This window comes from Bradyrhizobium sp. LMG 9283 (assembly GCF_045571415.1).
Lineage (GTDB): Bacteria > Pseudomonadota > Alphaproteobacteria > Rhizobiales > Xanthobacteraceae > Bradyrhizobium.
This window is the reverse complement of sequence record NZ_CP120691.1, coordinates 2,466,034-2,489,197: the sequence shown is the minus strand read 5'-3', so window position 1 is coordinate 2,489,197 and position 23,164 is coordinate 2,466,034. Positions and strand designations below refer to the sequence as shown.

Genomic DNA, 23,164 nt, shown 5'->3' with positions numbered 1-23,164 from the left:
GCCAAAGTCCCGCCCGGAACCAAAACCCTATCGAACGGTTGGGGTTCCAAAACACCTTGAAAACGCTGGAGAATGGAATGGCCCCGCGCGCCTATTGGAAGGGAACGCTGAAACTGTCGCTGGTGAGCTGTCCGGTGGTGCTCTACCCGGCGGCAACCGCCGCGGAGAAGACGCGGTTTCATCTCATCAACCGCGAGACCGGGAACCGGCTCAAGCAGCAGATGATCGATTCCGAGACCGGCGACGTCGTCGAGAGCGATCAGAAGGGGCGTGGTTACGAGCTGAGCAAGGGCAAATATGTCGAGATCGAACCGGAGGAGCTCGAGGCGGTCCAGATCGAGAGCAATCACACCATCGACATCGAGAGCTTCGTGCCTCGCGAGGAGATCGACAAGCGCTACCTCAACCACCCCTACTACATCGCACCCGACGGCAAGGCCGCGGTCGACGCCTTCGCGGTGATCCGCGACGCCATGAAGGATGAGGACCGCGTGGCGCTGGCCAAGATCGTTCTCACCAATCGCGAGCATGTCATGGCAATCGAGCCGCTCGGCAAGGGCCTTCTCGGCACCACGCTGCGCTTCCCTTACGAGCTGCGCGACGAGGACCAGTTCTTCGACGACATCAAGAGCCCGAAGATCACCAAGGACATGATCGAGCTCGCCGGTCACATCCTGCAGACAAAGGCGGCTCATTTCGACCCCAGCAAATTCAAGGACGAATACGAGGACGCGCTGAAGGCACTGGTGAAGCGCAAGGCCAGCGGCAAGAAGATCGAACTGCCGGAGCCCGAGGAGCGACCGAGCAACGTCATCAGCCTAATGGACGCGCTGAAGCAGAGCCTGAAGGGACGCGGCGGCAAGAAGACGGCGGCGAAGTCACATGCGCGGCGTGCGACGGGACGGCACCGAGCCGCGAAGAAGACGCACCGGACAGCGGCGAGGCACAGGAAGGCCGGCTGACTCACTCCGTCATTGCGAGCGTAGCGAAGATTCCATGGGGAGTGGATAGCGACCGGGTCTGAGGCCAGACTGAGGTTGCTGAAGAACTCAACCTGGAGACAACGATGTTGCTCGATCATCTTTCCGACGGACTGGCCGCTATCCGGACGCAGATTGGCGCAATTTTTGTGTCATTGGAACTGAGCCGTTCGACATGGCTGGTTACATCGCTGTCGCCCGGCAAGGGCGAGAAGATGTCCAAACACAGCGTGAAGGCCGGCGCTATTGCGGAGCTTTTGAAGCTCTTTGCAGCGCTGAAGCGTAAGGCCCAGGCGCGAACGGGCGAGAGTTATCCGATCATCACCATCCAGGAGGCGGGGCTGGATGGGTTCTGGCTTCACCGCACTCTGCAGTCGGAGGGCGTCGAGAGCTACGTGGTCGATCCGGCCTCGATCGCGACGCCGCGCCGACGCCGGCGGGCCAAGACGGACCGGTTGGACGGCGAGACGCTGTTGCGGTCGCTTCTGGCCTACAAGCGCGGCGAGCCACGGGTCTGCGCGATGGTCGTTGCCCCCTCTCCGGAAGAAGAGGACCGCCGCAGGCTTTGCCGGGAGCGGCGGACCTTGATCGCGGAGCGGATCGTGCATGTGAACCGGATCAAGGGTGTTCTGTTTGCGCAAGGGATATTCGACTACGTGCCGCTGCGGCGCGATCGACGGACGCGGCTCGAGGCCTTGCGCACGGGGGACGGGCGGCTGCTGCCGGCGCATTTGAAGGCGCAGATCAGCCGCGAGCTCGACCGGCTCGAACTTCTGCTCGACCAGATCGCGGCGGTAGAGCGCGAGCAGGATGCATTGCTGGCTGCAAGCCGACCAGCAGGCGAGAAGGCTGCATCGAACCCGGTCGCGATGCTGCTCGACTTGAAGGGCCTGGGCCCGAACTTTGCTGCCATTCTCTGGTCGGAGGCCTTCCACCGTCAGTTCACCAACCGCCGCCAGGTTGCGTCCTATGCCGGTCTTGCGGCCACGCCATGGCGCAGTGGCGGCATTGAGCGTGAGCAGGGCGTGTCGAAGGCCGGCAATCCGCGCCTGAGAACCACGATGATCCAGCTCGCCTGGCTGTGGATACGTCACCAGCCTCAATCGGCTCTGACCCAGTGGTTCAAGGCCAACAGCCAGCGCGGCCGCAAGCGCACAATCGTGGCGCTGGCGCGCAAGCTGCTCGTGGCCCTGTGGAAATACGTGACCGCCGGCGTCGTGATCGAGGGAGCCGTGGTGAAGCCCGGCGCCTGACACCACGCCTCTCAGCCTCAAAACCAATCCGCCGAGGTTGATCAGCCTCGGCCGATCCGGGTGGACGAACCGATGGATTGCATGGCTTCAAACGCCGTAACGAAGAAGGGTCTCGTCCTCTCGAGCCTGCCCGCCGCAAGCGGAATGTTGGTGCAGTCGCCACCGCGCAACGACCGAATGTGAGTTTGATCTGGCATGCAAACCAGATTGCCAAAACCGGCTCGACCCTTGGATCGCCAACCATAGGAGTAGTTCACGCCGCACTTCCCGACCTAACGAGCCTGAAGGCGTGCTCGCTCAGGTCAAGACCAAGCCGCTTCGCGGCGGCCCTCACGGGCCGGTCTTGACCTGATCTGCGCGCGCCATCCGAAAAGTTCCGCGGTCGGGACGAAGAGCTGGCCTGCAATCGAACAAAGAGCTGACCATAAACCTTGACACATCAAATCCCCATGTGAGCAATCCAGAATCTTTCCGCGGAGAGACTCTGGATTGCTCCGCTACGCTCGCAATGACGATATGGTACAGGATCACGACAACGATAGTCGTCGTAGCAACCATTTTGCGCTCTCCGGATCGCCAGAATCTGGCATGATGACGCCGGGCTCGCGTCCGTCAAGGCGTGGCCTGGCGGCAGATCGGGTGGGGTTGAGGCGAGCGACGGCTGCGTCAGCCCACGATGGCGCGATGCGTACGGCAATCGGGAGTGAAATTGACCATCGCTGCCTACGAGGCAAGCAACCGGGCTCGCGCCGCGGTCACGATGCCCGATTGAGGCCAGCTATCCCGCGGAAAAGGCCTGCCCGATCTGGCGCAGTTTCATGGAACCGTGTAGAGCGGTTTCATGAGCACCAGCAACGTCAACGTCGTCGCCCATCCCCTGGTCCAGCACAAGCTCTCCCTGATGCGGGAGAAGGACCGCTCGACCAAGAGCTTTCGCGAGATCCTGAACGAGATCGGGATGCTGCTCTGCTACGAGGTGACGCGTGACCTGCCGCTGGAGCTGGTCGAGATCGAAACGCCGATCGCGCCGATGCAGGCGCCGAAGATCGCCGGCAAGAAGCTCACGCTGGCGCCGATCCTGCGCGCCGGCGTCGGCTTCCTCGACGGCATGCTCGCCTTGATGCCTTCCGCGCGCATCGCCCATATCGGGCTCTACCGCGACCCCGAGACGTTGCAGGCCGTGGAATATTACTTCAAGGCGCCGCAGGACCTGTCCGACCGCACCGTGATCCTGATGGACCCGATGCTCGCGACCGGCAACTCGGCCTGCGCCGGCGCCTCCCTGCTCAAGGCGCGCGGCGCCCGCGACATCCGCTTCGTCTGCCTTCTGGCCGCGCCCGAGGGCATCGCCCAGTTCCAGAGCGAGCATCCCGACGTGCCGATCTGGACCGCCGCGATCGACGAGCGGCTCAACGACCATGGCTACATCGTGCCGGGTCTCGGCGATGCCGGCGACCGGATGTTCGGCACCAAGTAGACAGGTTTGCGCGAGCGCGTTACTCCAGTTGGCATGAGCGCCAACGCTTTTTCGCTGCAAACGCTGATCCGGATCGAGACCGCCGCCGATCCTGCCTTCGTATTCGGCGGCACGCCCGTCTCTCGCGCGGAATTCTCGGCAAAGATCGAGCAGACCGCCGCCTGGCTTGCCGCGCAGGGCATCGGCAAGGGCGACGTGGTCGCGGTCTGGCTGGTCAACCGGGTCGAATGGCTCGCGCTGCTGTTCGCCGCCGCACGGCTCGGCGCAGTCGTCGCCGCCGTCAATACGCGCTACCGCAGCGCGGAAGTCGCGCATCTGCTTCGCGTGTCCGGTGCGAAGCTCATGGTGGTCGAGGCCGCATTCCGCTCGATCGATTTTGCCGCCATCCTCGCCGACGTCGCCAAGGCCGAGGTGCCTGCACTGCAACAGCTTGCCGTGGTCGGCGCGGATGCGATCCCGGCACACTGGACCTGCGTGCGGTTCGATGCGTTTGAGAAGCCCTATCCACCGGCTCCGCCGACTCAGGGTGACGTCGACTTGCCGGTGCTGCTCTACACGACGTCAGGTACGACCAAAGGGCCGAAGCTGGTTGCGCATTCGCAGCGGACGCTGGTCACGCACGCGGCCTCAGTCGCCAAGGCGCTGAAACTCTCAACGCAGCATCATTCATTGCTGGCCATGCTGCCGTTCTGCGGCACGTTTGGCATGACGAGTCTGCTCGGCTTCATCGCAGCCGGCGCGACCATCCATGTGCTCGACGCCTTCGAAGCGGCGCCGGCCCTGAGGATTCTCAACGCGTGCAGGATCACGCATTCTTTCGGTTCCGACGAGATGTTCCGCCGTATCCTTGCGCTCACCGATGCGCCACGCCCATTTCCGCATCTCGAAGTCTGCGGCTTCGCAGCGTTCCAGCCCGGCTGGCGCGAGCTGGCAGTGGAGGCAGAGGCGCGCGGCATGAAGCTGTTCGGCCTCTACGGTTCGAGCGAGGTGCAGGCGCTGTTCTCGATCGGCCGCACCAGTGATGCCTTTGCCGATCGCATCGAGGGCGGCGGCTGGCCGATGTCGCCTGACGCGAAAGTCCGCGTGCGCGATGTCGAGACCGGCGAGCTTGCGCCCCAAGGCGTCTCCGGCGAGATCGAGATCAGCGCGCCATCGCGCTTTCTCGGCTATTTCAACAATCCCGCGGCAACGCGTGAAGCGATCACCGCCGACGGGTTCTTCCGCACCGGCGACATCGGCCGGCTGCGCGGCGACGGCTCGTTCGTCTACGAGACGCGCGCCGGCGATGCGATGCGGCTCGGCGGCTTCCTGGTTGCGCCCGGCGAAATCGAGGACGAGCTCAAATCCTGCACCGGTGTCGCCGACGCCCAGGTCGTCGCGGTCGATCTCAAGGGTCAGGCACGTTGCGTCGCCTTCGTGATCCCGACTGGAGAGCCACCGCGACAGGAGGCGCTGACCGCTCATCTGCGCGAACGGCTCGCCGGCTACAAGGTGCCGGCGCGGATCTATGTGGTGGACGCCTTCCCCGTCACCGACAGCGCCAACGGCGTCAAGATCCAACGCGCCAGGCTTCGTGCCATGGCGATGGAACGGATCGCCGCCGAATAGGCAGCTTATTTGGTTTGCGCCACAAGACTCGTTCAGTAGGACTTCGCGAGCCCCAGCACCTTTTCCGCGATGAAGCTGAGCGCGAGCTGCGGGCTGACTGGCGCTATGCGCGGGATCAGCACCTCGCGCAAATAGCGCTCGACGTGGAATTCCTTGGCGTAGCCGAAGCCGCCATGGGTCATCACCGCCTGCTCGCAGGCCGAGAAGCCCGCTTCGCCCGCCAGATATTTTGCGGCATTGGCCGCGGCGCCGCACGGCATGCCCTTGTCGTACTGCCAGGCCGCCGACATTACCATCAGCCAGGCCGCCTCGAGCTCGACCCAGTTCACCGCGAGCGGATGCTGGATGCCCTGGTTCTTGCCGATCGGGCGGTTGAACACGGTGCGCGTCTTGGCGTATTCGGTCGCGCGCGATAGCGCGAGCTTGCCGAGGCCGACGGCTTCCGCCGCGATCAGGATGCGCTCCGGATTCATGCCTTCGAGGATGTACTGGAAGCCCTTGCCCTCCTCGCCGATCCGATCCTCCATCGGAATTTCAAAATCCTCGAAGAACAACTCGTTGGAATCGACGATCTTGCGGCCCATTTTTTCGATCTCGTGGACCTTGATCCTGTTGCGATCGAAATCGGTGTAGAACAGGCTTAGACCGTGGGTTGGCGAACGCACCTCTTCCAGAGGCGTGGTGCGCGCCAGCAACAGGATCTTGTGCGCGACCTGCGCGGTCGAGATCCACACCTTCTGGCCATTGACGATATAGCGGTCGTTCTTGGCCACCGCGCGCGTCTTGAGCTGCGTGGTGTTGAGACCGGTATTCGGCTCGGTGACAGCAAAGCACGCCTTCTCGCGTCCCTGGACCATCGGCGGCAGCATCCGCCTGCGCTGCTCCTTGGTGCCGAACACGACGACGGGATTGAGGCCGAACACGTTGATGTGCACGGCGGAGGCGCCGGACATGCCGGCGCCGGACTCCGCGATGGTGCGCATCATGATCGCAGCTTCGGTGATGCCGAGGCCGGAGCCGCCATATTCTTCGGGCACGCAGATGCCGAGCCAGCCGGCGTCTGCCAGCGCCTTGTGGAAGTCGTGCGGGAAGCCGCCGTCGTGGTCCTTCTTCAGCCAGTAGGCATCCGGAAAGCCTTCGCAGATCTTGGCGATGGCGTCGCGAATGGCTTCCTGCTGATCGGTGAGCGCGAAATCCATGTGCCTGATCTCCTCCTTGGGAGCCGCGACCGCGCCATCTCCCTTCCCTTCGCGTTCCCCACGCAAAGGCCGTCGCCGCTTGCTGCGTCCGGACGTGCCCTCGCCCGCGTTCTTAGCTCGAAAAACCGCGCACAGATACGTGAATTTGTCCGCGAAGTGTGTCTACCATGCATAGGGTCATGCGGCGCGACGGTGCGAGCGCGCCGTTATTTCGCAGGGAGGAAACCGCGATGGCCGGACTTTATTTCGAGGACTTTTCCGTAGGCCAGGAGTTCAGGCACCCTCTGACACGGACCGTCACGGAGATGGACAACACCATGTTCAGCCTGCTGACGCTCAATCCGCAGCCGCTGCACATCGACGCGCATTTCGCTGAAAAGACCGAGTTCGGCCAGCGCATTTTCAACAGCCTTTACACCCTCGGCATCATGATCGGCATGACGGTCTATGATACGACGCTGGGAACCACCGTTGCCAATCTCGGCATGACCGACGTCACCTTTCCAAAGCCGGTCTTCCATGGCGACACGTTGCGGGCCACGACAAAGGTGCTCTCGGTGCGGGAATCCAAATCGCGGCCCAAGGCCGGCATCGTCGAGTTCGAGCACCACGCCTTGAACCAGAACGACGAGATCGTCGGCAAATGCCGCCGCATGGCGATGATGCACAAGAGGCCGGTCTGATGCGTTCGATGCTGTTCGTGCCGGGCGATTCCCCGCGCAAATTCGAGAAGGCGAGCGAAGGCAAGGCCGACGCGCTGATCATCGACCTCGAGGACTCCGTCGTCACCGAGAAAAAGGCGGACGCGCGCGGGCTGACACTTGCGATGCTGAAGAGCCGTCCCGGCCCACACCAGCTCTACGTCCGCGTCAATGCGCTGGATACCGGCATGACGCTGGCCGATCTCGCGGCGGTGATGCCGGGCAGGCCCGATGGCATCGTGCTGCCGAAATCGCAAGGCGGCGATGACGTGCGGCAGGTCGCGACCTGGCTCGAAGCGCTCGAGGCGGCAGCCGGCATCGAGGTTGGCGCGACCCGCATCGTCTGCGTGGCGACCGAAACGGCCAGTTCGATCTTCGGGCTCGGCAGTTACAAGGGCTGCTCCCCTCGCCTCGCCGGGCTGATGTGGGGCGCGGAGGATCTTTCAGCCTCGCTCGGCGCCACCGAGAAAGCCTCCGGCGGCGTGTTCCACAGTCCCTATCGCCTCGCGCGCGATCTCTGCCTGATGGCCGCCGCCGCGGCCGAGATCGCGCCGATCGACACGGTCTACACCGACATCGACAATCTGGCCGGCCTCGAGCAGGAAACGCGCGCCGCGCGGCGCGACGGCTTTTCGGCCAAGGCGCTGATCCATCCCAAGCACGTCGACATCGTCAACGCGGCTTTCGAGCCGACGGATGCCGAACGCAGATGGGCGGAGAAGGTGATCGCGGCGTTCGCGAGCAATCCGAATTCCGGCACGCTGCGGCTCGATGGCCAGATGATCGACAAGCCGCACCTTCGCGCCGCGAAGAAGATTCTCGGCCAGCTCTAGATCGGGACTCAAGCCTTGCCAGTTCAGGCCCCAGCTTGAAGCTGTCAGCCGCTAGTCGAATCCCTGAACGGGCGGCGTCGAGGTCTGCGCCGGGACGGCAGGCGCGGCTTGAACCGGCGGGGCCGGATTGCCGGCAGCTCGCATCTGGCCGTTGGCTGCCATCGCCTCGCGCGTGCGCGACGGGCCGCCGGTCGCGGCGGCGCGGCGCGGCGGCTGCCGGTGCCTTGCCGAATGCGAACCTCTCATGCCCCAGGAGCGGGCGATCGAAGGTCCGGCCGTGTAGCCGATCAAGGCTCCGGCGACCGCACCGACGGGGCCCAGCACGACCGCGCCCGATACCGCGCCGAGCGCCGCATCGCCCGCGCGCTCCTGCGCAACGGCGCTCGCGGGCACGCAGGCCAGCATTGCGATAGCAGTGATCAGAGCTTTGTTCATCGGAGCGCCTCCCTCACGGGAATTCACTCGTTCTCAAATATGGCCGCACGAGGTTCACTTACCGGCCAACAAAAGGCAATCGACCCGCGGAACCCGGCCATGGCAGGGCTCCGCCACTGGCGGTTGCGGCAGCGGCGTGGCAACTACACGATCTTGATCGACATGTCGGGCAGGCCCTCAAGCTTGCAGAGCAGCACGTCGCCCTTCACCACGGGGCCGACATTCTCCGGCGTGCCGGAATAGATGATGTCGCCGGCTTTCAGCTCGAACGCTTCCGACAACTTCGCGATCTGCTCGGCCACGCTCCAGATCATTTTGCTGAGATCCGAGTTCTGCCGCACCGTGCCGTTGACGGCCAGCGAGATCGCACCCTTCTCGAAATGACCAGTCTTGCTCGCCGGGTGGATCGGGCCGAGCACAGCAGCATGATCAAAGCTCTTGCCGATCTCCCAAGGCTTCTTCTCCGCGGCCATGCCGTTCTGGAGATCGCGCCGGGTCATGTCGAGGCCGAGGGCGTAACCATAGACGTGGTCGAGCGCCTTATCGACCGGGATATTGGTGCCGCCGGACTTCAGCGCGGCGACCAGCTCGACCTCGTGATGATAGTTCTTGGTCAGCGACGGATAGGGATGATCGGCGACCTCGCCGATCGCGACGTTCTGGATCGCGTCGGTCGGCTTCTGGAAGAAGAACGGCGGCTCGCGGTTCGGATCCGAGCCGCGCTCGATCGCATGTGCCGCATAGTTGCGCCCGATGCAGTAGATGCGGCGGACCTGAAACACCTGGCTCTCGCCGACGATCGGGATCGTGACCATCGGCACCGGGAAGATCGGCTTCGGTCCGGCCTGCGCTGCGGCCGGTGCGACCTCGGCCAGCGAAGCTGCGGTGGCTGCCGCCGCGGTTGCAAGCAGGTCCCGTCGCGTCGGTGAGATCGTTCTCATGTCAGGTGCTTCCTTCCTTGTCCTTGGGTAGCGTCAAGCGCTCCGATCTGGCTGATAGTCGATCTTCAGCCTGCCAGCAACAAGGACGGGCGCGGCACGGGCTTCGAACATCTTGACACCGTCCACCCGCCGCATATTTTTTTGCCGAGAAGAGACTTTCTCACCCTCGGAAAAAAGGACTTAACGCGACCGTCTGGAGAGACGATGATGCTCGATGAGAATCTGGCCCGCATTCGTGCGCACCGCAACAACATCCACCGTTACCGGCGCCTGCTGAAGACCAGCCTGTCGCAGCTCGAGCGCCATTTCATCGAGAGACGCCTCGCAGAAGAGCAATCGGCGCTCGATGGCCTGACCGCAGCGACCTTTCCTGTCAGCTTCCGCGCCTCCAGAGCGCCGGCCGATGCCACGGGGGTGGCGCAATGAACAGTCAGCGAGACCTGCTCATTCGAGGCAGCGAGAAGGTCATCGGCCATTACGAGCTGCTTCTTGCCAGCGCGAAGAACGAGCATGAGCGCGAGCTCTATCGCCAACGCATCGAACGCGAGCGGCGGCTGATCCGGGACCTGCAAGGCGGGCTGGATCACCGCGCGGCCTGAGCCGGATAGTCATGCGGTCTGCAACAATTGCAGGGACGCCCCACGCTTCCGCGGATCGCCCTGCATTCGGTTCAGCGAACGAGGCGATTGGGGCCAGCGAGCGCACTGCTCGGTTCGCTCGCCGGCGCTACTCTCACATTGGCAGTGAATGGGGCACCGTTGCGCAGCAGAGTGAGCTTCACATCCTCGCCGACGCGCGCAAGGCCGATCGTGTTGCGGAGCTGGGCGGCGGTGCGTATCGGGCGGTCGTCGGCTCCGGTCACGATATCACCCTTGCGCAAGCCGGCCTTCTCTGCGGGCGAATCCGCGGCGATCTCGGCGATGACGGCGCCTTGATTCAATCCCTTGTTGACTGACGGATGCAGATCCTTGAGCGAAATGCCGATGCGACCGCGCTCGACGCGCCCCCTGGCGATGATCTGCTCCATCACCTTGCGCGCCATATTGACCGGAATGGCAAAGCCGATGCCGACATTGCCGCCGGCAGGTGAGATGATAGCCGAGTTGATGCCGACGAGTTCGCCGCGCAGGCTGACCAGCGCCCCACCGGAATTGCCGGGATTGATCGCCGCATCGGTCTGGATGAAATCCTCATAGCCCTGCTTGCCGAGGCCGGTGCGTCCCAGCGCGCTGACGAGCCCTGATGTCACGGTCTGGCCGAGGCCGAAAGGATTGCCGATCGCAAGCACGAAATCACCGACCTCGAGCCCGTCGCTGTCCCCCAAGGGAAGCGCTTTGAGCCCGGCCGGGCTCTGGACCTGGAGCACCGCGACATCCGTGGACGGATCACGGCCGATGACCTTGGCGGAAAACTGCCGGCCGTCCTTGGTCGTGATCTGAACGGCGGAGGTGCCTTCGACCACGTGATTGTTGGTCAGCACATAGCCGCGCTGGGCGTCGACGATGACCCCGGAGCCGGTCGCATTGACCTCCTTCTCGATCTGCCGGGGAACGTCGAAGAATTCGCGGAACAGCGGATCGCGATAGAGCGGGTTGTCCTCGCGCACGCGGCCATGCACGGAAATGTTGACCACGGCGGGCGTGACCTGACGCACCAGCGGCGCCAGGGTCGGCACCGAGCCACCGGTCTTCAGATCCGGAATCTGGCCGGCGGCAGGCTGCGACGCTGTGAGCGTCAGCACCAGCAAGGCCACGAAAAGCAGACGCACAGCATTCATCATCGTCACCCTGCCGCTTTGTGTTGTGTGGATATTCGAGACCTTGGTGGCTTCAGCCTTCGTCGCGTGGCGCGACGATCCAGCCCTGCAAGGCTAGATACGGAACGGCCCAGGCTGCCGAGGATTGGCCGAGCAGCACGAGTCCGAGAACGGTGGGCGTGAACATCATGCGGCCCGCCTTTCAGCGGCGGCCCATGGCCGCCGCAGCCGCATCGGCACGCCGCCGCCCCGCGGCGGCTCGTCATTGTCATTGTCACCGTCGAGCTTGCGCAGGGCGGTCAGAATATCGACGAGCCGGACGGTGTGGCTCATGCCGGGGATCTCGCGCAGGGCCGGACAGGATTCGACCGCGTACATGTCGGATGCCCAGGACGACAGGATGATGCGCTTCTCCGGGGTGGAGAGCTCTTCGGCATCCAGGACTTCGGCAGGCGAGTTGTAATGGGCCGCGGGGTGAAACAGCGGATTGAGAGTGCCGACATTGGTATTCACGTTGGTCATTGGCGGTGCCTCCCTCAAACTCCTTTCCAAAGGGACGGGGTTGTTGACTACGGAACGGCGGCGCCAATCGCCGCCGTCCCGCTTGACACTATTGCGTATTGATCGCGATGCGCTTGACGCCTTCGCGCGCCTTCTCCGATTTCGGCAGCGACACGGTCAGGACGCCGTTCTTGAACGACGCCTCGGCCTTGTCCTCCTCGACGCCCTCCAGCGGGATCTGCCGCTCGAAGGCGCCGTAATAGCGCTCGGTGAAGTACCTGCCTTCGCCGTTGCGCTCCGACTTCTTCTCGCCGCGGACGGTCAGGACGCCATTGGCGATCTCGACCTGGACGTCCTTCTCCGTCAGGCCGGGAAGCTCGGCCGAGACCGTCAGCGTCTTGTCGGTCTCGCTGAGCTCGACCTTCGGCCAGCCGAAACGTCCTTCCATCAGCGGCGACAGGCTGGTCCCGCCGAAGCCACGGAAGACGTCCTCGAACAGGCGGTTCATCTCGCGGTGAAGCGTCAGGAAGGGATCGAAAGTATCGCGCACCGGCGCAAGCTCCTGGTTTCTCGACCAGGGAATGAGATCACGAAAAGCCATGGTTCTCTCCTTCATGCATCGGGAGCGCGGCCCGCGCATCCGCGCGCCGCGTTCCGCCATTGGATCGATCGAGCGCTCAGGCTGCCTTCTTCTGCTCGATCTGCGATGCCGCAGGAGCGCCGCCCGCAATGGGAATCCGGCGCGGCTTCATGGTTTCCGGAACCTCGCGGACGAGGTCGATGATCAGGAGCCCGTCCTGGAACGAGGCCTGCTTCACCTGGACGTAATCGGCGAGGTTGAACACACGCCGGAACGGACGTGCGGCGATGCCCTGGTACAGGTATTCGCGTGCAGCGGTCTCGGGCTTCTTGCCCTCGATGGTGAGCGCGTTCTGCTCGGCGGTCACAGTGATATCGCTGGCGCCGAAGCCTGCCACCGCAAGGCTGATCCGGTAGTGGTCTTCGCCGGAGCGCTCGATGTTGTAGGGGGGATAGTGGTCCTCGGTCGCCTGGCGCAGCGTGCTGTCGACGAGGTCGGCCAGATGATCGAAGCCGATGGTGGAGCGCCACAGGGGCGCGAAGTCGAAACTGGTCCTCATAACCAAGTCCTCCTAAGAGCAAGATGGATACGAAGGAGCGCAAGGCGGGGATTCAGACGGGTCCGAAAGACCAGCCCGGCGCCCGTGCCGGACCCGGTTTTGGCATCCGGCACACCGCTCTCGCGGCGAAAAACGACATAGAAAACCGGTGATTGGTTTCAAGAGGGGCTGCTGAAATTTTTTTGTCCCTACCCGGGTTAATGGTGTGCCCCCGCTACGGCGGCCGGCTCCTGAGGCGGCACCGGCGGCGGGTGGTCCGGCGGCGTCCATGATGGGGTAAAATACAGATAGTTTTGTCGATCTGGATAAAGGCCAGGGTTGCCACTATGCATCTGGACCGGCGGCGCATGACGAAACACCCGGCCACACACGAGAGGCTGGGATCCCGAACGCGTCGGGCCGATCGCGTGGCGCGCATGACGACGATCGCGCTGCTCGCGACCGCAACGATGTGCGCGGCGCACGCCGGCGACATTGCCATCTCGCCCACCGATCTGAAAGCGATCGCAACGATCGACGCACGCTTTCAATCCTACAATATCGAGATGGTGGAGGTGACCGGCGGACGGTTCTGGAAGCCTTATCCGCCAACGGGACGTGCTTTCGACGAACGGGATCGTTACAGCGCGAGACCGCCGATCGATCTTGCCAATCCGCGACTGCGCCTGCTCGCCGCGGCGTTGTCGCCGGCCTATCTGCGCGTGAGCGGCACCTGGGCCAATGCAACGTTCTTTGCCGAGGCGCCGGGAAAGCCGCCGCCTGGGTTCAACTCGGTGCTCAGCCGTGCGCAGTGGCGCGGCGTCGTGGAGTTCGCGCGTGCGGTCGATGCGGAGATTGTCACCTCCTTTGCGATCAGTCCCGGCAGCCGCGATGCCAACGGCCTATGGAAGCCGGATCAAGCGCAGCAGCTGGTCGACACCACGCGCGCGCTGGGTGGCCGTATCGCCGCCGCCGAATTCATGAATGAGCCGACGCTTGCAGCGACGGGCGGCGCGCCGGCGGGATATGATGCGACCGCCTATGGCCGCGACTTCAAGATCTTTCGCGACTGGATGCGGCGCGCCGCACCTGAGACGCTGATCCTCGGTCCCGGCTCGGTCGGCGACGCACCATCGCCATCCGGCTCAGGCATCACCACACGCGACCTGCTTGCCGCCTCCGGTCCCGGCGTCGATCGTTTCTCCTATCACCATTACAACACGATCTCGCCGCGCTGCGGTGGGCACGAAGATCCGGCGCAGGCCCTTTCGGAGGACTGGCTGGCGCGCACGGATGCGACACTCAGGACCTACCAGGCCCAGCGCGACGCATTCGAGCCAGGCAAGCCGATCTGGCTGACCGAGACGGCTGATGCAGCCTGCGGCGGCGGCCGATGGGACCAGACCTTTCTCGACAGCTTCCGCTATCTCGACCAGCTCGGACGCTTGGCCAAGGCCGGCGTCCAGGTGGTGATGCACAACACGCTGGCCGCCAGCGATTACGGCCTGCTTGACGAGACAACGTTCCGGCCGCGGCCGAGCTATTGGGCCGCGCTGCTCTGGCGCCGGCTGATGGGAACGATTGTGCTCGACGCAGGCAAGGCTGCTCCGCGCGACCTCCATCTCTATGCGCATTGCCATCCAGCCATTGCAGGTGCGGTGTCGCTGCTCGCCATCAATACGTCGTACCGCACGTCACACGCGCTGACGCTGTCGGGATCCGCCGAACGGTACACTCTGCACGCGGCGCGGTTGCAGGGCACGATTGTGTGGTTGAACGGCAAGAGGCTCGCGCTGGCCACCGATGGCCAGCTGCCCCGGCTCGAGGCACGCGCAACACCACCGGGACCAATTCGGCTTGCTCCGGCGACCATCACCTTCCTGGTGTCTCCGAACGCCGCAAACCCCGCTTGCTTGTCCCGGCGCTCAGGATCTTAACGAGTCCCGCGCCGTCTCCGGCGCCATCAGGGTCGCGATGATCGTGACGATCGACAGCGCGACGATGTAGACCGACACCGCCCAGTACGAGCCGGCCCATGCCAGTAGCGCAGCCGCGATCAGCGGCGAGAAGCCGCCGCTCAGCGCCGCCGCGACATTGGCGCCGAGCGAAGCGCCGCTGTAGCGCACCTGGGTGCGGAACAGCTCCGGCATGAACGCGGCCTTCGGCCCGAACAGCAGCGCATGGGTGAGCGTCATCGTGACGACGAGCGCGAGCCTGATCAGCGCCGGCTCCTTGGTGTCGAGGAACCAGAACAGCGGAAAGGCGAGCGCCACCGAGAACACGCCGCCGGCGAGATACAGCGCCTTGCGTCCGAAGATGTCGGACAGCCAGCCGGCAAGCGGCAAGGTCGCGAACTCGACGATCGCAGCATACACCACGGCATCCAGGATCACCTGCCGCGGCAGACCGAGCTTTGTCGTCGCGTAAACCACTGTGAACACGGTGAGGAGATAAGCGAGCCCGACCTCCGACACCGTGATGCCGATCGCGAGCAGAAAGCTGCCCCAGTCGCGGCGCAACACCTCGAGGGCCGGCTGCGCCAGCACCTCCTTGCGTTCGACGATCTCCTTGAAGTGAGGCGTCTCCTCGAGCTTGAGCCGCACGATAAAGCCGACGCCGACCAGCAGAATGCTGATCAGGAACGGTACGCGCCAGCCCCAGCTGAGGAAGTCCGCCTCGGGCAGCTTCGTCATCAGGCCGAAGATGCCGGTCGATGCGGCGACGCCGACGGGGAAGCCAACCTGCACCAGGCTGCCGTAGAAGCCGCGGCGATTGCCGGCGTGCTCGATCACCATCACGACCGCGCCGCTCCACTCGCCCCCCAGCCCAATGCCCTGAACGAAACGAAGGATAACGAGCAGGATCGGGGCCCAGACGCCGATCTGATTGTAGGTCGGCAGGCAGCCGATCAGGAACGTGCCGAGTCCCATCGCGATCATGGTCGCAACCAGCATGGTCTTGCGGCCGAGCCGGTCGCCGTAATGCCCGATGATCGCGCCGCCGATCGGCCGCGCGACGAAGCCGACCGCGTAGGTCGAGAACGCCGCCAGCGTGCCGACGAAGGGATCGAAACTCGGGAAGAACAGCTTGTTGAAGACCAGTGCTGCCGCCGTGCCGTAGATCAGGAAATCGTACCACTCGATGGCGGTGCCGAGCGCGCTCGCCCACACCACATGCGTCGTCGTCGACTTCCCCGCGGCCGCGGAGACCCCCGTTGCTGTCGTCATGCCCTGCCCCACAGATTCCGGAGAACATCATGGCCAATCGCGCCCGGGCTTGCAACCTGCAGGCGTACCGACGCTGCGGACTACGTTGCGAGATTTTCGCGCCGATGCCTCAACACCCATCATTGCGAGGAGCCCTTGCGACGAAGCAATTCAGAATGCCGCCGCGGAGGGATTCTGGATTGCTTCGCTTCGCTCGCAATGACGGGTGTTGAGGCATTTGCGCTACTTACGCGGCATCGCCCAACGATCGTGGAACCCATTCCGCCCCTTATTAGCCATTGACAAACTGATTCGCTATTATCTAATTACCCCAACTTAACAATCGCCGCACAAAACGGCCAACGAGAGAGGGAACGACAATGAAAGGGCTTTTGGCCTGCGCCATGCTCACGGCCATGACTTCGGCAGCCATGAGTTCGGCAGCGACCGCACAAGTCTCCGACGACGTGGTGCGGATCGGCGTGCTGACGGATCTGTCGAGCTGGGGCCGCGACAATAGCGGGCCGGGCTCGGTCGAGGCGGCCAAGATGGCCGTGGAGGAATTCGGGCCGACCGTGCTCGGCAAGCCGATCGAGATCATCAGCGCCGACCATCAGATGAAGACCGATGTCGGCGTTCAGATCGTCCGCGGCTGGTTCGACAACGGCAAGGTCGATGCCGTCGTGGACATCCCCAATTCCGGTATCGCCATCGCCGTGCACAACATGGTGCGCGAGCGCAATAAGATCGCCCTGCTCTCGGGCCCCGGCGCGAGCTCGCTGACCGACGAGCTGTGCAGCCCCAACACCGTGCATTTCACCTACGACACCTATGCGCTGTCGAAGGTGACGGCCTCGGCCGTCATCAAGGAAGGCGGCAAGTCCTGGTACTTCATCACGGCAGACTATGCCTTCGGCCAGCAGCTCGAGAAGGATGCCACGCGCTTCATCAACGAGATGGGCGGCAAGGTGCTCGGCGGCGTCAAGCACCCGACCAACACCGCCGACTTCTCCTCCTTCGCGCTGCAGGCCCAGAGCTCGAAATCCGACGTCGTCGCCTTCGCCAACGCGGGCCAGGACACCGACAACGCCATCAAGCAGTCCGGCGAGTTCGGCCTCGTCCAGGGCGGCCAAAAGCTCGTCGGCCTCTTGATGTTCGACACCGACGTGCACGCGATCGGGCTGAAGGCCGCGCAGGGCACCTACATGACCACGGCATCGTATTGGAACATGGACGAGGCCACCCGCGCCTGGTCGAAGAAGTTCTACGAGCGCACCAAGGTGATGCCGACCATGATCCAGACCGGCGTCTACGGCTCGGTGCTGCATTACCTGAAAGGCATCAAGGCCGCCGGCACCGATGATCCGGCCAAGGTGATGGCCAAGATGCGCGAGCTGCCGATCGAGGATATCTTCGTCCATGGCGGCAAGTTGCGCGAGGACGGCCGCGTCATCCGCGACATGTATCTCGCCAAGGTGAAGAAGCCCGAGCAGTCCAAGGCGCCGTGGGACTATCTGGACATCGTCAAGACCGTGAAGGGCGAAGACGCCTTCCGCCCGGTCTCCGAATCCAAATGTCCGCTGCTGAAGAAGTGAGGTGAGCGATGACCGGCACCGAGCACAGCGCAATTGAGACTTACGAGTGCGATGTGCTCGTGGCCGGATCGGGTTGCTCCGGCATGTCGGCCGCGATCACCGCGCGCTACCGCGGGCTCGATGTGCTGATCGTCGAGAAGGAGCCGCGCTTCGGCGGCACCACCGCGCGCTCCGGCGGCTGGCTCTGGATTCCCGGCACCTCGCTGGCGCGGGCCTACGGCATCGCGGAGACGCCGGAGCAGGCCCGTACCTATCTTCGCCACGAGGCCGGCAACAATTATGACGCCGCGCGAGTCGATGCCTTCCTGAGCGCCGGCCCCGAGGCGATCGATTTCTTCACCACCAAGACGGCGCTGCGCTTCGACATGCCGCTGGTGTTTCCCGATTATCACGCCGAAGCGCCCGGCGGCGCGCAGGGCGGCCGCTCCATGGTGACGCGCCCGTTCGACGGCCGCGAGCTCGGCGACCTCATCGAGACCCTCGGCATGCCGCTGCCCGAGCTGACCGTGTTCGGCATGATGCTGGGAAGCGGCAAGGAAATCATTCACTTCATGCGGGTGACGAAGTCGCTGACCTCGGCAGCGTATGTCGCCAAGCGGCTGTCACGGCATCTGATGGACGTACTGCGCTACGGCCGCGGCATGACGCTGACCAACGGCAATGCGCTCGCAGGACGGCTCGCGAAATCCGCGCTCGACCTCAAGATTCCGATGTGGCTGTCCTCACCGGTGCGCGAGCTGACGGTCGAGAACGGCGCGGTGACTGGCGCGATCGTTTCGCGCGAGGGGCGCGAAGTGCGCGTTCGTGCAAGGCAAGGCGTCGTGCTCGCCTGCGGCGGTTTTCCGCACGATCTGGAGCGGCGCAAGAAGATGTTCCCGCACGCCCTGACCGGCAATGAGCACTATTCGCCCGGGCCCGCGGGCAATACCGGCGATGGCCTGCGCCTTGCGGAAAGCGCCGGTGGGCGCATCGAGGATCGCCTGCCGAATGCGGCAGCCTGGGTGCCGGTCTCGCTGACCACGCACAAGGACGGCTCGAAGGGCGTGATGCCGCATTTCATCGACCGCGCCAAGCCCGGCGTGATTGCGGTGATGCGCGACGGCAAGCGTTTTGCCAATGAAGGCAATTCCTATCACGACTTCGTCCAGGCCATGGTGAAGGCGGCCAAGCCCGGCGAGGAGATCGCCGCCTTCCTGGTCTGCGACCACAAGACGCTGCGGAAGTATGGCCTCGGCTGCGTGCCGCCTTTCCCGATGCCGCTGGGTCATCATTTGAAGACCGGCTATCTCATGCGCGGCGATACGCTGGAAGCGCTGGCGGCGAAAGCCGGCATCGACGCCAAGGCATTCGCCGAAACGATCAAGCAGTTCAATGCGGCCGCGCCGCTGGGACACGACGCCGCCTTCGGCAAGGGCTCAAAAGCCTATAACCGCTACCAGGGCGATGCGCTGCACGGCCCAAATCCCTGCGTCGCACCGATCGAGAACGGTCCGTTCTACGCCATCAAGATGGTGATCGGCGATCTCGGCACCTATGCCGGCATCGTCACCGACGAGAACGCGCGGGCGCTGGACGCCGAAGGCCGGGTGATTCCCGGCCTCTATGCCGCCGGCAACGACATGGCAAGCATCATGGGCGGCGCCTATCCCGGGGCCGGCATCACCCTTGGGCCGGCGCTGACCTTCGGCTACATTGCCGGACGACATCTTGCCGACAGCGCGGCCAAGCGCGACGCGGCGTAAGCAAAACGCCAGGAGGCGCATGAAGAGAGAGAGCCGCGGCATCCAGTCGATCGAGGTCGGCGGAGAATTGCTCCGCGCGCTCGCCAGGAGCGGCGAGCCGATGATGCTGCGCGATCTCGCCCGCGAGGCCGGCATGACCCCGGCCAAGGCGCATCCCTATCTCGCCAGTTTTTCACGCATCGGACTGATCGAGCAGGACGAGACCACCGGTCGCTACGAAATCGGCGCGCTGGCGCTTGAGCTCGGCCTGATCAGCCTGCGGCGGCTGTCCGGCGTGCGCATCGCACGTCCGAAGATCGCTGGCCTCGCGAGCCAGATCGGCCACGCCGTCTCGCTCGCGGTCTGGGGCACGCACGGCCCGACCGTGGTGCAGCTCGAAGAGCCGGCCCAGCCGGTGCACATCGTGATGCGCGTCGGCTCGGTGATGGCGCTGCTGGAGACTGCAACCGGCCGCGCGTTCGCGGCGTTCCTGCCGGAGAAGACAATCAGCGCCGCACTCGAAAGCGGCCTCGACCGTCACGGCGTCGGCTACAATCCAAAGCGCGCCGTGAAAGGCGCGAAGGTCGCCGAGATGCTCGCCGAGGTGCGCAAGCACGGCCTCGCCCGCGCGCTCGGCGATCCCCTGCCCGGCGTCAATGCGTTCTCCGCGCCGGTGTTCGATCATTCCGGCCACGTCGCGCTGGTCATCACCGCGATGGGGCCGGAAGGAACATTCGACGCACGCTGGGACAGCCCGATCGCGCATGCGCTGCGCGACTGCGCCAGCGGCATCTCGAAGCGGCTCGGCCACGGGATGACGGTTGCGGCGGAGTGATTGGCAGACTGCCCGCACAAACAGCGCTGTCATGCCCCGCAAAGGCGGGGCATCCAGTACGCCGCGGCGGATGTGGCGGGAGCGAGCTCTTTAGCGCCGGCCTCTGGAATACTGGATCGCCCGCCTTCGCGGGCCATGACAGGGGAGTGTGGGACGACGTTCCGCCCCCTACTTCTCCTTCACCGGCACCGTGTAATTCAGGATCAATCGGCCGCCATCCGGATAGATCGTCTGTCCGGTGATGTAGGACGCATCGTCGCTGGCAAGGAACGCCACCACGGACGCCACCTCGCTCGGCTCACCGCCGCGGCCCGCCGGCGTGCGTGACATCACGGTCTTGCGGGCCTCCTCCGAAGTGTAGATGGACGACGCCACCATGTCGGTCAGGATCGTGCCCGGCCCGACGGCGACGACGCGGATGTTGTGCGGGGCCAGTGCAACGGCCGCGACGGAGGTGAGCTGCTTCATGCCGCCCTTGGAGATGGCATAGGTCGCAAGCGTCGGGATCGCCAGCAGCGCGTTCACCGAGGACATGTTGATGATGACCCCGCCGCCGCCTTGCGCGATCATCTGCCTGGCCGCCGCCTGGACGCCGAAGAACGCGCCTTTCAGGTTGATGCCGATGATCTCATCGAATTCCTCCTCGGTAATCTCGAGGATGTCCCGGTTTCGGGCGACGCCGGCGTTATTGACCATGATGTCGAGCCGGCCGAACTCCTTCACGGCGGTGGCGACGAGCTGATCGACATCGGCGCGCCTGGCGACGTTGCCGGCGACGATGCGCAAGGCATCCGGCCGGCCAAGTTCGGCGGCCGTGGCAGCGAGGCCGTCGGCATCGACGTCCGAGATGACGACCTTGACGCCGTCATCGAGCAGCCGCTTTGCGCACGCCTTGCCGATGCCACGCGCCGCGCCGGTGATGGCGGCGACCTTGCCGGATAATTTCATCGGTTCACTCCGGAGTTGGATCCTCTCGCGTCCTGTTCACGCAAAGACGCGCGGGCGCAGTCCAGCATGAAACCAGGTGATCATGGAATAGATGTCGTAGACCGGCAAGCCAACCTCAGCCTGCAAGGCCGCGGCATAGGGCGGCATGTTGGTGCATTCGAGCACGATAGCGCCGACATCCGGATTCTTGGCGACGAGCTCCTTGCCGGCCTCGACCACGTCGCGCTCGGCTTGCGCGATGTCCATGTCGTCCTTCTCGGCCTTGATCAGGACACGAAAGAACTCCTTGCCGTTCTCGGTGCCGACCAGCGGCGTGTCGAGCGGCACGCCGGCGCCTTCGAGATGGGCCGGCGTCAGCGTCGAGCCCGACACAGTGACGAGACCAACGCGCTTGCCCGGCGGCAGGGTCGCCTGCACCCACGGCACCTGCATCAGCGAGGAGGTCGCGACGGGAACGCCGACAGCCGCCGCGATCTCCTTCTGGAACAACGAGAGAAAGCCGCAATTGGTGGTGATGGCCTCGGCCCCCAACCACACCAGGTCCTTCGCCGCGTCGATGAAGTCGGGCAGCAGGCCGGCCGCGCCCTTCAGCACCACTTTCTCGGGCGAAGCGCCGCTCACCACGCGATAGAGCACGGGGAATGGCCAGGTCGTGCCGTTGCCCATGTCACCGGGAATGCGGGGAAAGCGTGCTTCCAGCATCAGGATGCCGAGCGGCGCGCCGTAGACGGCCTTGCCGCCGCGGGCGATGCGGGAGGACGAATTGACTGAACTGGTCATGCTGCGACCTCAGAGGAAACGTTCGGGTGCGAAGGGGCCGAGCGGAATCTCGGGCGTCTTGCCGCTGACAAGCTGGGCCACGAGCCGGCCGGTACGGGCCGAGCCGACCAGGCCGACATGCCCGTGGCCGAAAGCATAGACGATGTCGCGGGAGGCGCGCGCATAGCCGATGCAGGGACGTCCGTCCGGCATGCTCGGGCGATGGCCGAACCAGGTTTTGATGCGCGAGGCCGGGATGTCCTTCGGCAGCTTCGGGAACATCCCGAGCAGGTGGTTGCGCAGGATCTCGGCCCGCTTCCAGTTCGGTGCGGCCTCGAGGCCGGCGATCTCGACCGTGCCGGCGGCGCGCAGGCCCTTGTTGGTCCAGTTCACCACCATCTTGGCGTCGGATGCCATCATCGAGCTGCGCGGACCTACTTCGGGATTCTCAATCATGACGTGATAGCCGCGCTCGGTCTCGAGCGGGAGGGAATCGCCGACCGATGCGGTGAGCTGCTTCGAGCGGGCACCAGCCGCGACCACCGCAGCATCGCAGGCAATCTCGCCGGTCTCGGTGAGAACAGCTTCGAGCTTGTCGCCGGACAGCTTCAGACCGGTCGCGTTGGCCCGCACGTGCTTCGCGCCACTGGCAATCGCATGATTGGCGAGCGCGGCAACGTAAGCCCCGGGATCGCGGCAGCGCCCGGCCTCCTCCACCACCACGCCAAAGGTGTAGCGCGGATGCAGGTCCGGCTCGCGCTGGCGCATCTCGTCGGCGTTGAGCTCCAGCCATTCGACACCGACCTTCTTGCGCAGGCGCCAGCCGAGATCATTGTCGAAATTGCCGCGCGAGGTGAACACATGCATCACGCCGTTGCGCTCGATCAGTTCGGGCACGCCGGCTTCTTCCGCGAGCTTGCGGTGCAGCAGCGGCGCGTCCTTGAGGAGGCCGCGCAGCGCAAACGCCGTCGTCTCGACCCGCGCCTCGGTCCAGCCGGACAGCAGGTACTTGACCAGCCAGGGCAGCGCCTTCGGCAAATACGACCAGCGGATCGCGAGCGGGCCGAGCGGGTCCATCAGATAACCCGGCACCTTCTTCCAGACGCCGGGCTCCGCCGGCGGGATCACCGAATGCGAGGACAGCCAGCCGGCATTGCCATAGCTCGCCGCCTGTTCGCCGCCGGGCTCGCCCGGATCGATCAGCGTGACGCGATGGCCCTCGCGCAACGCCTCGATGGCGCTGATCACGCCGACCGCGCCGGCTCCGATGATCGCAACGTGGCGACCGGCCGCCATCG

Annotated in this window: 23 protein-coding genes; 12 read left to right on the top strand and 11 right to left on the bottom strand. The window is 64.8% G+C overall.

The genetic code is table 11. The features are described 5' to 3' along the window. Positions 1–77: 77 nt before the first annotated feature. The 4 genes from P6U29_RS11610 (at position 78) to P6U29_RS11595 (ending at position 5,318) form a co-directional block, all read left to right on the top strand. Positions 78–962, top strand: a complete 885-nt coding sequence (locus P6U29_RS11610; protein ID WP_407117726.1) for a Ku protein — start codon at positions 78–80, stop codon at positions 960–962. Positions 963–1,066: 104 nt separating this feature from the next. Next, positions 1,067–2,233, top strand: coding sequence for an IS110 family transposase (locus tag P6U29_RS11605; RefSeq protein ID WP_407112656.1), 1,167 nt, complete (start codon positions 1,067–1,069; stop codon positions 2,231–2,233). Positions 2,234–3,074: 841 nt separating this feature from the next. Beyond that, positions 3,075–3,710, top strand: coding sequence for a uracil phosphoribosyltransferase (gene upp / locus P6U29_RS11600; protein ID WP_407117725.1), 636 nt, complete (start codon positions 3,075–3,077; stop codon positions 3,708–3,710). A 33-nt stretch (positions 3,711–3,743) separates the two neighbouring features. Continuing rightward, positions 3,744–5,318, top strand: a complete 1,575-nt coding sequence (locus tag P6U29_RS11595) for an AMP-binding protein (RefSeq protein WP_407117723.1) — start codon at positions 3,744–3,746, stop codon at positions 5,316–5,318. 32 nt (positions 5,319–5,350) lie between these two features. Here P6U29_RS11595 and P6U29_RS11590 read toward each other — a convergent pair whose 3' ends face one another. After that, entirely contained in the window at positions 5,351–6,517 is a 1,167-nt protein-coding gene (locus P6U29_RS11590) for an acyl-CoA dehydrogenase family protein (RefSeq protein WP_407117722.1), read from the bottom strand. A 230-nt stretch (positions 6,518–6,747) separates the two neighbouring features. Here P6U29_RS11590 and P6U29_RS11585 point away from each other — a divergent pair, with 230 nt between their 5' ends. Beyond that, the gene (locus tag P6U29_RS11585) at positions 6,748–7,200 is read left to right on the top strand and encodes a MaoC family dehydratase (protein WP_100231998.1); all 453 of its coding nucleotides are present in this window, start codon (positions 6,748–6,750) and stop codon (positions 7,198–7,200) included. After that, the gene (locus P6U29_RS11580; protein WP_407117721.1) at positions 7,200–8,051 is read left to right on the top strand and encodes an HpcH/HpaI aldolase/citrate lyase family protein; all 852 of its coding nucleotides are present in this window, start codon (positions 7,200–7,202) and stop codon (positions 8,049–8,051) included. The genes P6U29_RS11585 and P6U29_RS11580 overlap by 1 nt, the downstream gene beginning before the upstream one ends. 51 nt (positions 8,052–8,102) lie before the next feature. Here P6U29_RS11580 and P6U29_RS11575 read toward each other — a convergent pair whose 3' ends face one another. Next, entirely contained in the window at positions 8,103–8,486 is a 384-nt protein-coding gene (locus tag P6U29_RS11575; protein WP_407117720.1) for a hypothetical protein, read from the bottom strand. Positions 8,487–8,629: 143 nt separating this feature from the next. Beyond that, the gene (locus P6U29_RS11570; protein ID WP_407117719.1) at positions 8,630–9,427 is read right to left on the bottom strand and encodes a fumarylacetoacetate hydrolase family protein; all 798 of its coding nucleotides are present in this window, start codon (positions 9,425–9,427) and stop codon (positions 8,630–8,632) included. Positions 9,428–9,631: 204 nt separating this feature from the next. Between P6U29_RS11570 and P6U29_RS11565 the strand changes: the two genes are divergently transcribed. Next, on the top strand, positions 9,632–9,853 hold the full coding sequence (locus tag P6U29_RS11565; RefSeq protein ID WP_407117718.1) for a hypothetical protein: 222 nt from the start codon (positions 9,632–9,634) through the stop codon (positions 9,851–9,853). Further along, a complete protein-coding gene (locus P6U29_RS11560) occupies positions 9,850–10,026 on the top strand; it encodes a hypothetical protein (RefSeq protein WP_407117717.1) in 177 nt (58 codons plus the stop codon). The genes P6U29_RS11565 and P6U29_RS11560 overlap by 4 nt, the downstream gene beginning before the upstream one ends. Positions 10,027–10,097: 71 nt before the next feature. Here P6U29_RS11560 and P6U29_RS11555 read toward each other — a convergent pair whose 3' ends face one another. From P6U29_RS11555 to P6U29_RS11540, 4 genes are all read right to left on the bottom strand, one after another. Continuing rightward, positions 10,098–11,204: a trypsin-like peptidase domain-containing protein gene (locus P6U29_RS11555; protein ID WP_407117716.1), complete on the bottom strand. Its 1,107-nt coding sequence runs from the start codon at positions 11,202–11,204 to the stop codon at positions 10,098–10,100. 165 nt (positions 11,205–11,369) lie between these two features. Further along, positions 11,370–11,705 carry a hypothetical protein gene (locus P6U29_RS11550; protein WP_407117715.1) on the bottom strand — a complete coding sequence of 112 codons (336 nt, stop codon included), beginning with the start codon at positions 11,703–11,705 and terminating at the stop codon, positions 11,370–11,372. Positions 11,706–11,793: 88 nt separating this feature from the next. Then, positions 11,794–12,285, bottom strand: coding sequence for an Hsp20/alpha crystallin family protein (locus P6U29_RS11545; protein WP_407117714.1), 492 nt, complete (start codon positions 12,283–12,285; stop codon positions 11,794–11,796). 76 nt (positions 12,286–12,361) lie between these two features. After that, entirely contained in the window at positions 12,362–12,823 is a 462-nt protein-coding gene (locus P6U29_RS11540; protein WP_407117713.1) for an Hsp20 family protein, read from the bottom strand. A 416-nt stretch (positions 12,824–13,239) separates the two neighbouring features. Between P6U29_RS11540 and P6U29_RS11535 the strand changes: the two genes are divergently transcribed. Next, positions 13,240–14,739, top strand: coding sequence for a hypothetical protein (locus tag P6U29_RS11535; protein ID WP_407117712.1), 1,500 nt, complete (start codon positions 13,240–13,242; stop codon positions 14,737–14,739). Here the strand turns inward: P6U29_RS11535 and P6U29_RS11530 are convergent. Then, entirely contained in the window at positions 14,728–16,029 is a 1,302-nt protein-coding gene (locus P6U29_RS11530) for an MFS transporter (protein WP_407117711.1), read from the bottom strand. The two genes, P6U29_RS11535 and P6U29_RS11530, sit on opposite strands and share 12 nt — an antisense overlap. Before the next feature lie 359 nt (positions 16,030–16,388). Here P6U29_RS11530 and P6U29_RS11525 point away from each other — a divergent pair, with 359 nt between their 5' ends. From P6U29_RS11525 to P6U29_RS11515, 3 genes are read left to right on the top strand one after another with little or no spacing between them, the layout of a single operon-like run. Next, positions 16,389–17,603: an ABC transporter substrate-binding protein gene (locus P6U29_RS11525; RefSeq protein WP_407117710.1), complete on the top strand. Its 1,215-nt coding sequence runs from the start codon at positions 16,389–16,391 to the stop codon at positions 17,601–17,603. An 8-nt stretch (positions 17,604–17,611) separates the two neighbouring features. Beyond that, complete coding sequence (locus P6U29_RS11520) at positions 17,612–19,345, top strand: FAD-dependent oxidoreductase (protein WP_407117709.1); 1,734 nt, start codon at positions 17,612–17,614, stop codon at positions 19,343–19,345. A gap of 19 nt (positions 19,346–19,364) precedes the next feature. Next, positions 19,365–20,159 carry an IclR family transcriptional regulator gene (locus P6U29_RS11515; RefSeq protein WP_407117708.1) on the top strand — a complete coding sequence of 265 codons (795 nt, stop codon included), beginning with the start codon at positions 19,365–19,367 and terminating at the stop codon, positions 20,157–20,159. A 168-nt stretch (positions 20,160–20,327) separates the two neighbouring features. Here P6U29_RS11515 and P6U29_RS11510 read toward each other — a convergent pair whose 3' ends face one another. From P6U29_RS11510 to P6U29_RS11500, 3 genes are read right to left on the bottom strand one after another with little or no spacing between them, the layout of a single operon-like run. Continuing rightward, positions 20,328–21,107 (bottom strand): SDR family NAD(P)-dependent oxidoreductase, encoded by a 780-nt coding sequence (locus tag P6U29_RS11510; protein WP_407117707.1) that lies wholly within the window; start codon positions 21,105–21,107, stop codon positions 20,328–20,330. A 36-nt stretch (positions 21,108–21,143) separates the two neighbouring features. Then, positions 21,144–21,887, bottom strand: a complete 744-nt coding sequence (locus P6U29_RS11505) for an aspartate/glutamate racemase family protein (protein WP_407117706.1) — start codon at positions 21,885–21,887, stop codon at positions 21,144–21,146. Between the two features lie 9 nt (positions 21,888–21,896). Further along, the gene (locus P6U29_RS11500) at positions 21,897–23,162 is read right to left on the bottom strand and encodes an NAD(P)/FAD-dependent oxidoreductase (RefSeq protein ID WP_407117705.1); all 1,266 of its coding nucleotides are present in this window, start codon (positions 23,160–23,162) and stop codon (positions 21,897–21,899) included. Between the last annotated feature and the right edge of the window lie 2 nt (positions 23,163–23,164).

What these genes read in the sequence shown, in the direction of transcription:
- P6U29_RS11610 (WP_407117726.1), top strand. Translation starts at nt 78, where the DNA reads ATGGCCCCGCGCGCCTATTGGAAGGGAACGCTGAAACTGTCGCTGGTG.
- P6U29_RS11605 (WP_407112656.1), top strand. Translation starts at nt 1,067, where the DNA reads ATGTTGCTCGATCATCTTTCCGACGGACTGGCCGCTATCCGGACGCAG.
- upp (WP_407117725.1), top strand. Translation starts at nt 3,075, where the DNA reads ATGAGCACCAGCAACGTCAACGTCGTCGCCCATCCCCTGGTCCAGCAC.
- P6U29_RS11595 (WP_407117723.1), top strand. Translation starts at nt 3,744, where the DNA reads ATGAGCGCCAACGCTTTTTCGCTGCAAACGCTGATCCGGATCGAGACC.
- P6U29_RS11590 (WP_407117722.1), bottom strand. Translation starts at nt 6,517, where the DNA reads ATGGATTTCGCGCTCACCGATCAGCAGGAAGCCATTCGCGACGCCATC.
- P6U29_RS11585 (WP_100231998.1), top strand. Translation starts at nt 6,748, where the DNA reads ATGGCCGGACTTTATTTCGAGGACTTTTCCGTAGGCCAGGAGTTCAGG.
- P6U29_RS11580 (WP_407117721.1), top strand. Translation starts at nt 7,200, where the DNA reads ATGCGTTCGATGCTGTTCGTGCCGGGCGATTCCCCGCGCAAATTCGAG.
- P6U29_RS11575 (WP_407117720.1), bottom strand. Translation starts at nt 8,486, where the DNA reads ATGAACAAAGCTCTGATCACTGCTATCGCAATGCTGGCCTGCGTGCCC.
- P6U29_RS11570 (WP_407117719.1), bottom strand. Translation starts at nt 9,427, where the DNA reads ATGAGAACGATCTCACCGACGCGACGGGACCTGCTTGCAACCGCGGCG.
- P6U29_RS11565 (WP_407117718.1), top strand. Translation starts at nt 9,632, where the DNA reads ATGATGCTCGATGAGAATCTGGCCCGCATTCGTGCGCACCGCAACAAC.
- P6U29_RS11560 (WP_407117717.1), top strand. Translation starts at nt 9,850, where the DNA reads ATGAACAGTCAGCGAGACCTGCTCATTCGAGGCAGCGAGAAGGTCATC.
- P6U29_RS11555 (WP_407117716.1), bottom strand. Translation starts at nt 11,204, where the DNA reads ATGAATGCTGTGCGTCTGCTTTTCGTGGCCTTGCTGGTGCTGACGCTC.
- P6U29_RS11550 (WP_407117715.1), bottom strand. Translation starts at nt 11,705, where the DNA reads ATGACCAACGTGAATACCAATGTCGGCACTCTCAATCCGCTGTTTCAC.
- P6U29_RS11545 (WP_407117714.1), bottom strand. Translation starts at nt 12,285, where the DNA reads ATGGCTTTTCGTGATCTCATTCCCTGGTCGAGAAACCAGGAGCTTGCG.
- P6U29_RS11540 (WP_407117713.1), bottom strand. Translation starts at nt 12,823, where the DNA reads ATGAGGACCAGTTTCGACTTCGCGCCCCTGTGGCGCTCCACCATCGGC.
- P6U29_RS11535 (WP_407117712.1), top strand. Translation starts at nt 13,240, where the DNA reads ATGACGACGATCGCGCTGCTCGCGACCGCAACGATGTGCGCGGCGCAC.
- P6U29_RS11530 (WP_407117711.1), bottom strand. Translation starts at nt 16,029, where the DNA reads ATGACGACAGCAACGGGGGTCTCCGCGGCCGCGGGGAAGTCGACGACG.
- P6U29_RS11525 (WP_407117710.1), top strand. Translation starts at nt 16,389, where the DNA reads ATGAAAGGGCTTTTGGCCTGCGCCATGCTCACGGCCATGACTTCGGCA.
- P6U29_RS11520 (WP_407117709.1), top strand. Translation starts at nt 17,612, where the DNA reads ATGACCGGCACCGAGCACAGCGCAATTGAGACTTACGAGTGCGATGTG.
- P6U29_RS11515 (WP_407117708.1), top strand. Translation starts at nt 19,365, where the DNA reads ATGAAGAGAGAGAGCCGCGGCATCCAGTCGATCGAGGTCGGCGGAGAA.
- P6U29_RS11510 (WP_407117707.1), bottom strand. Translation starts at nt 21,107, where the DNA reads ATGAAATTATCCGGCAAGGTCGCCGCCATCACCGGCGCGGCGCGTGGC.
- P6U29_RS11505 (WP_407117706.1), bottom strand. Translation starts at nt 21,887, where the DNA reads ATGACCAGTTCAGTCAATTCGTCCTCCCGCATCGCCCGCGGCGGCAAG.
- P6U29_RS11500 (WP_407117705.1), bottom strand. Translation starts at nt 23,162, where the DNA reads ATGGCGGCCGGTCGCCACGTTGCGATCATCGGAGCCGGCGCGGTCGGC.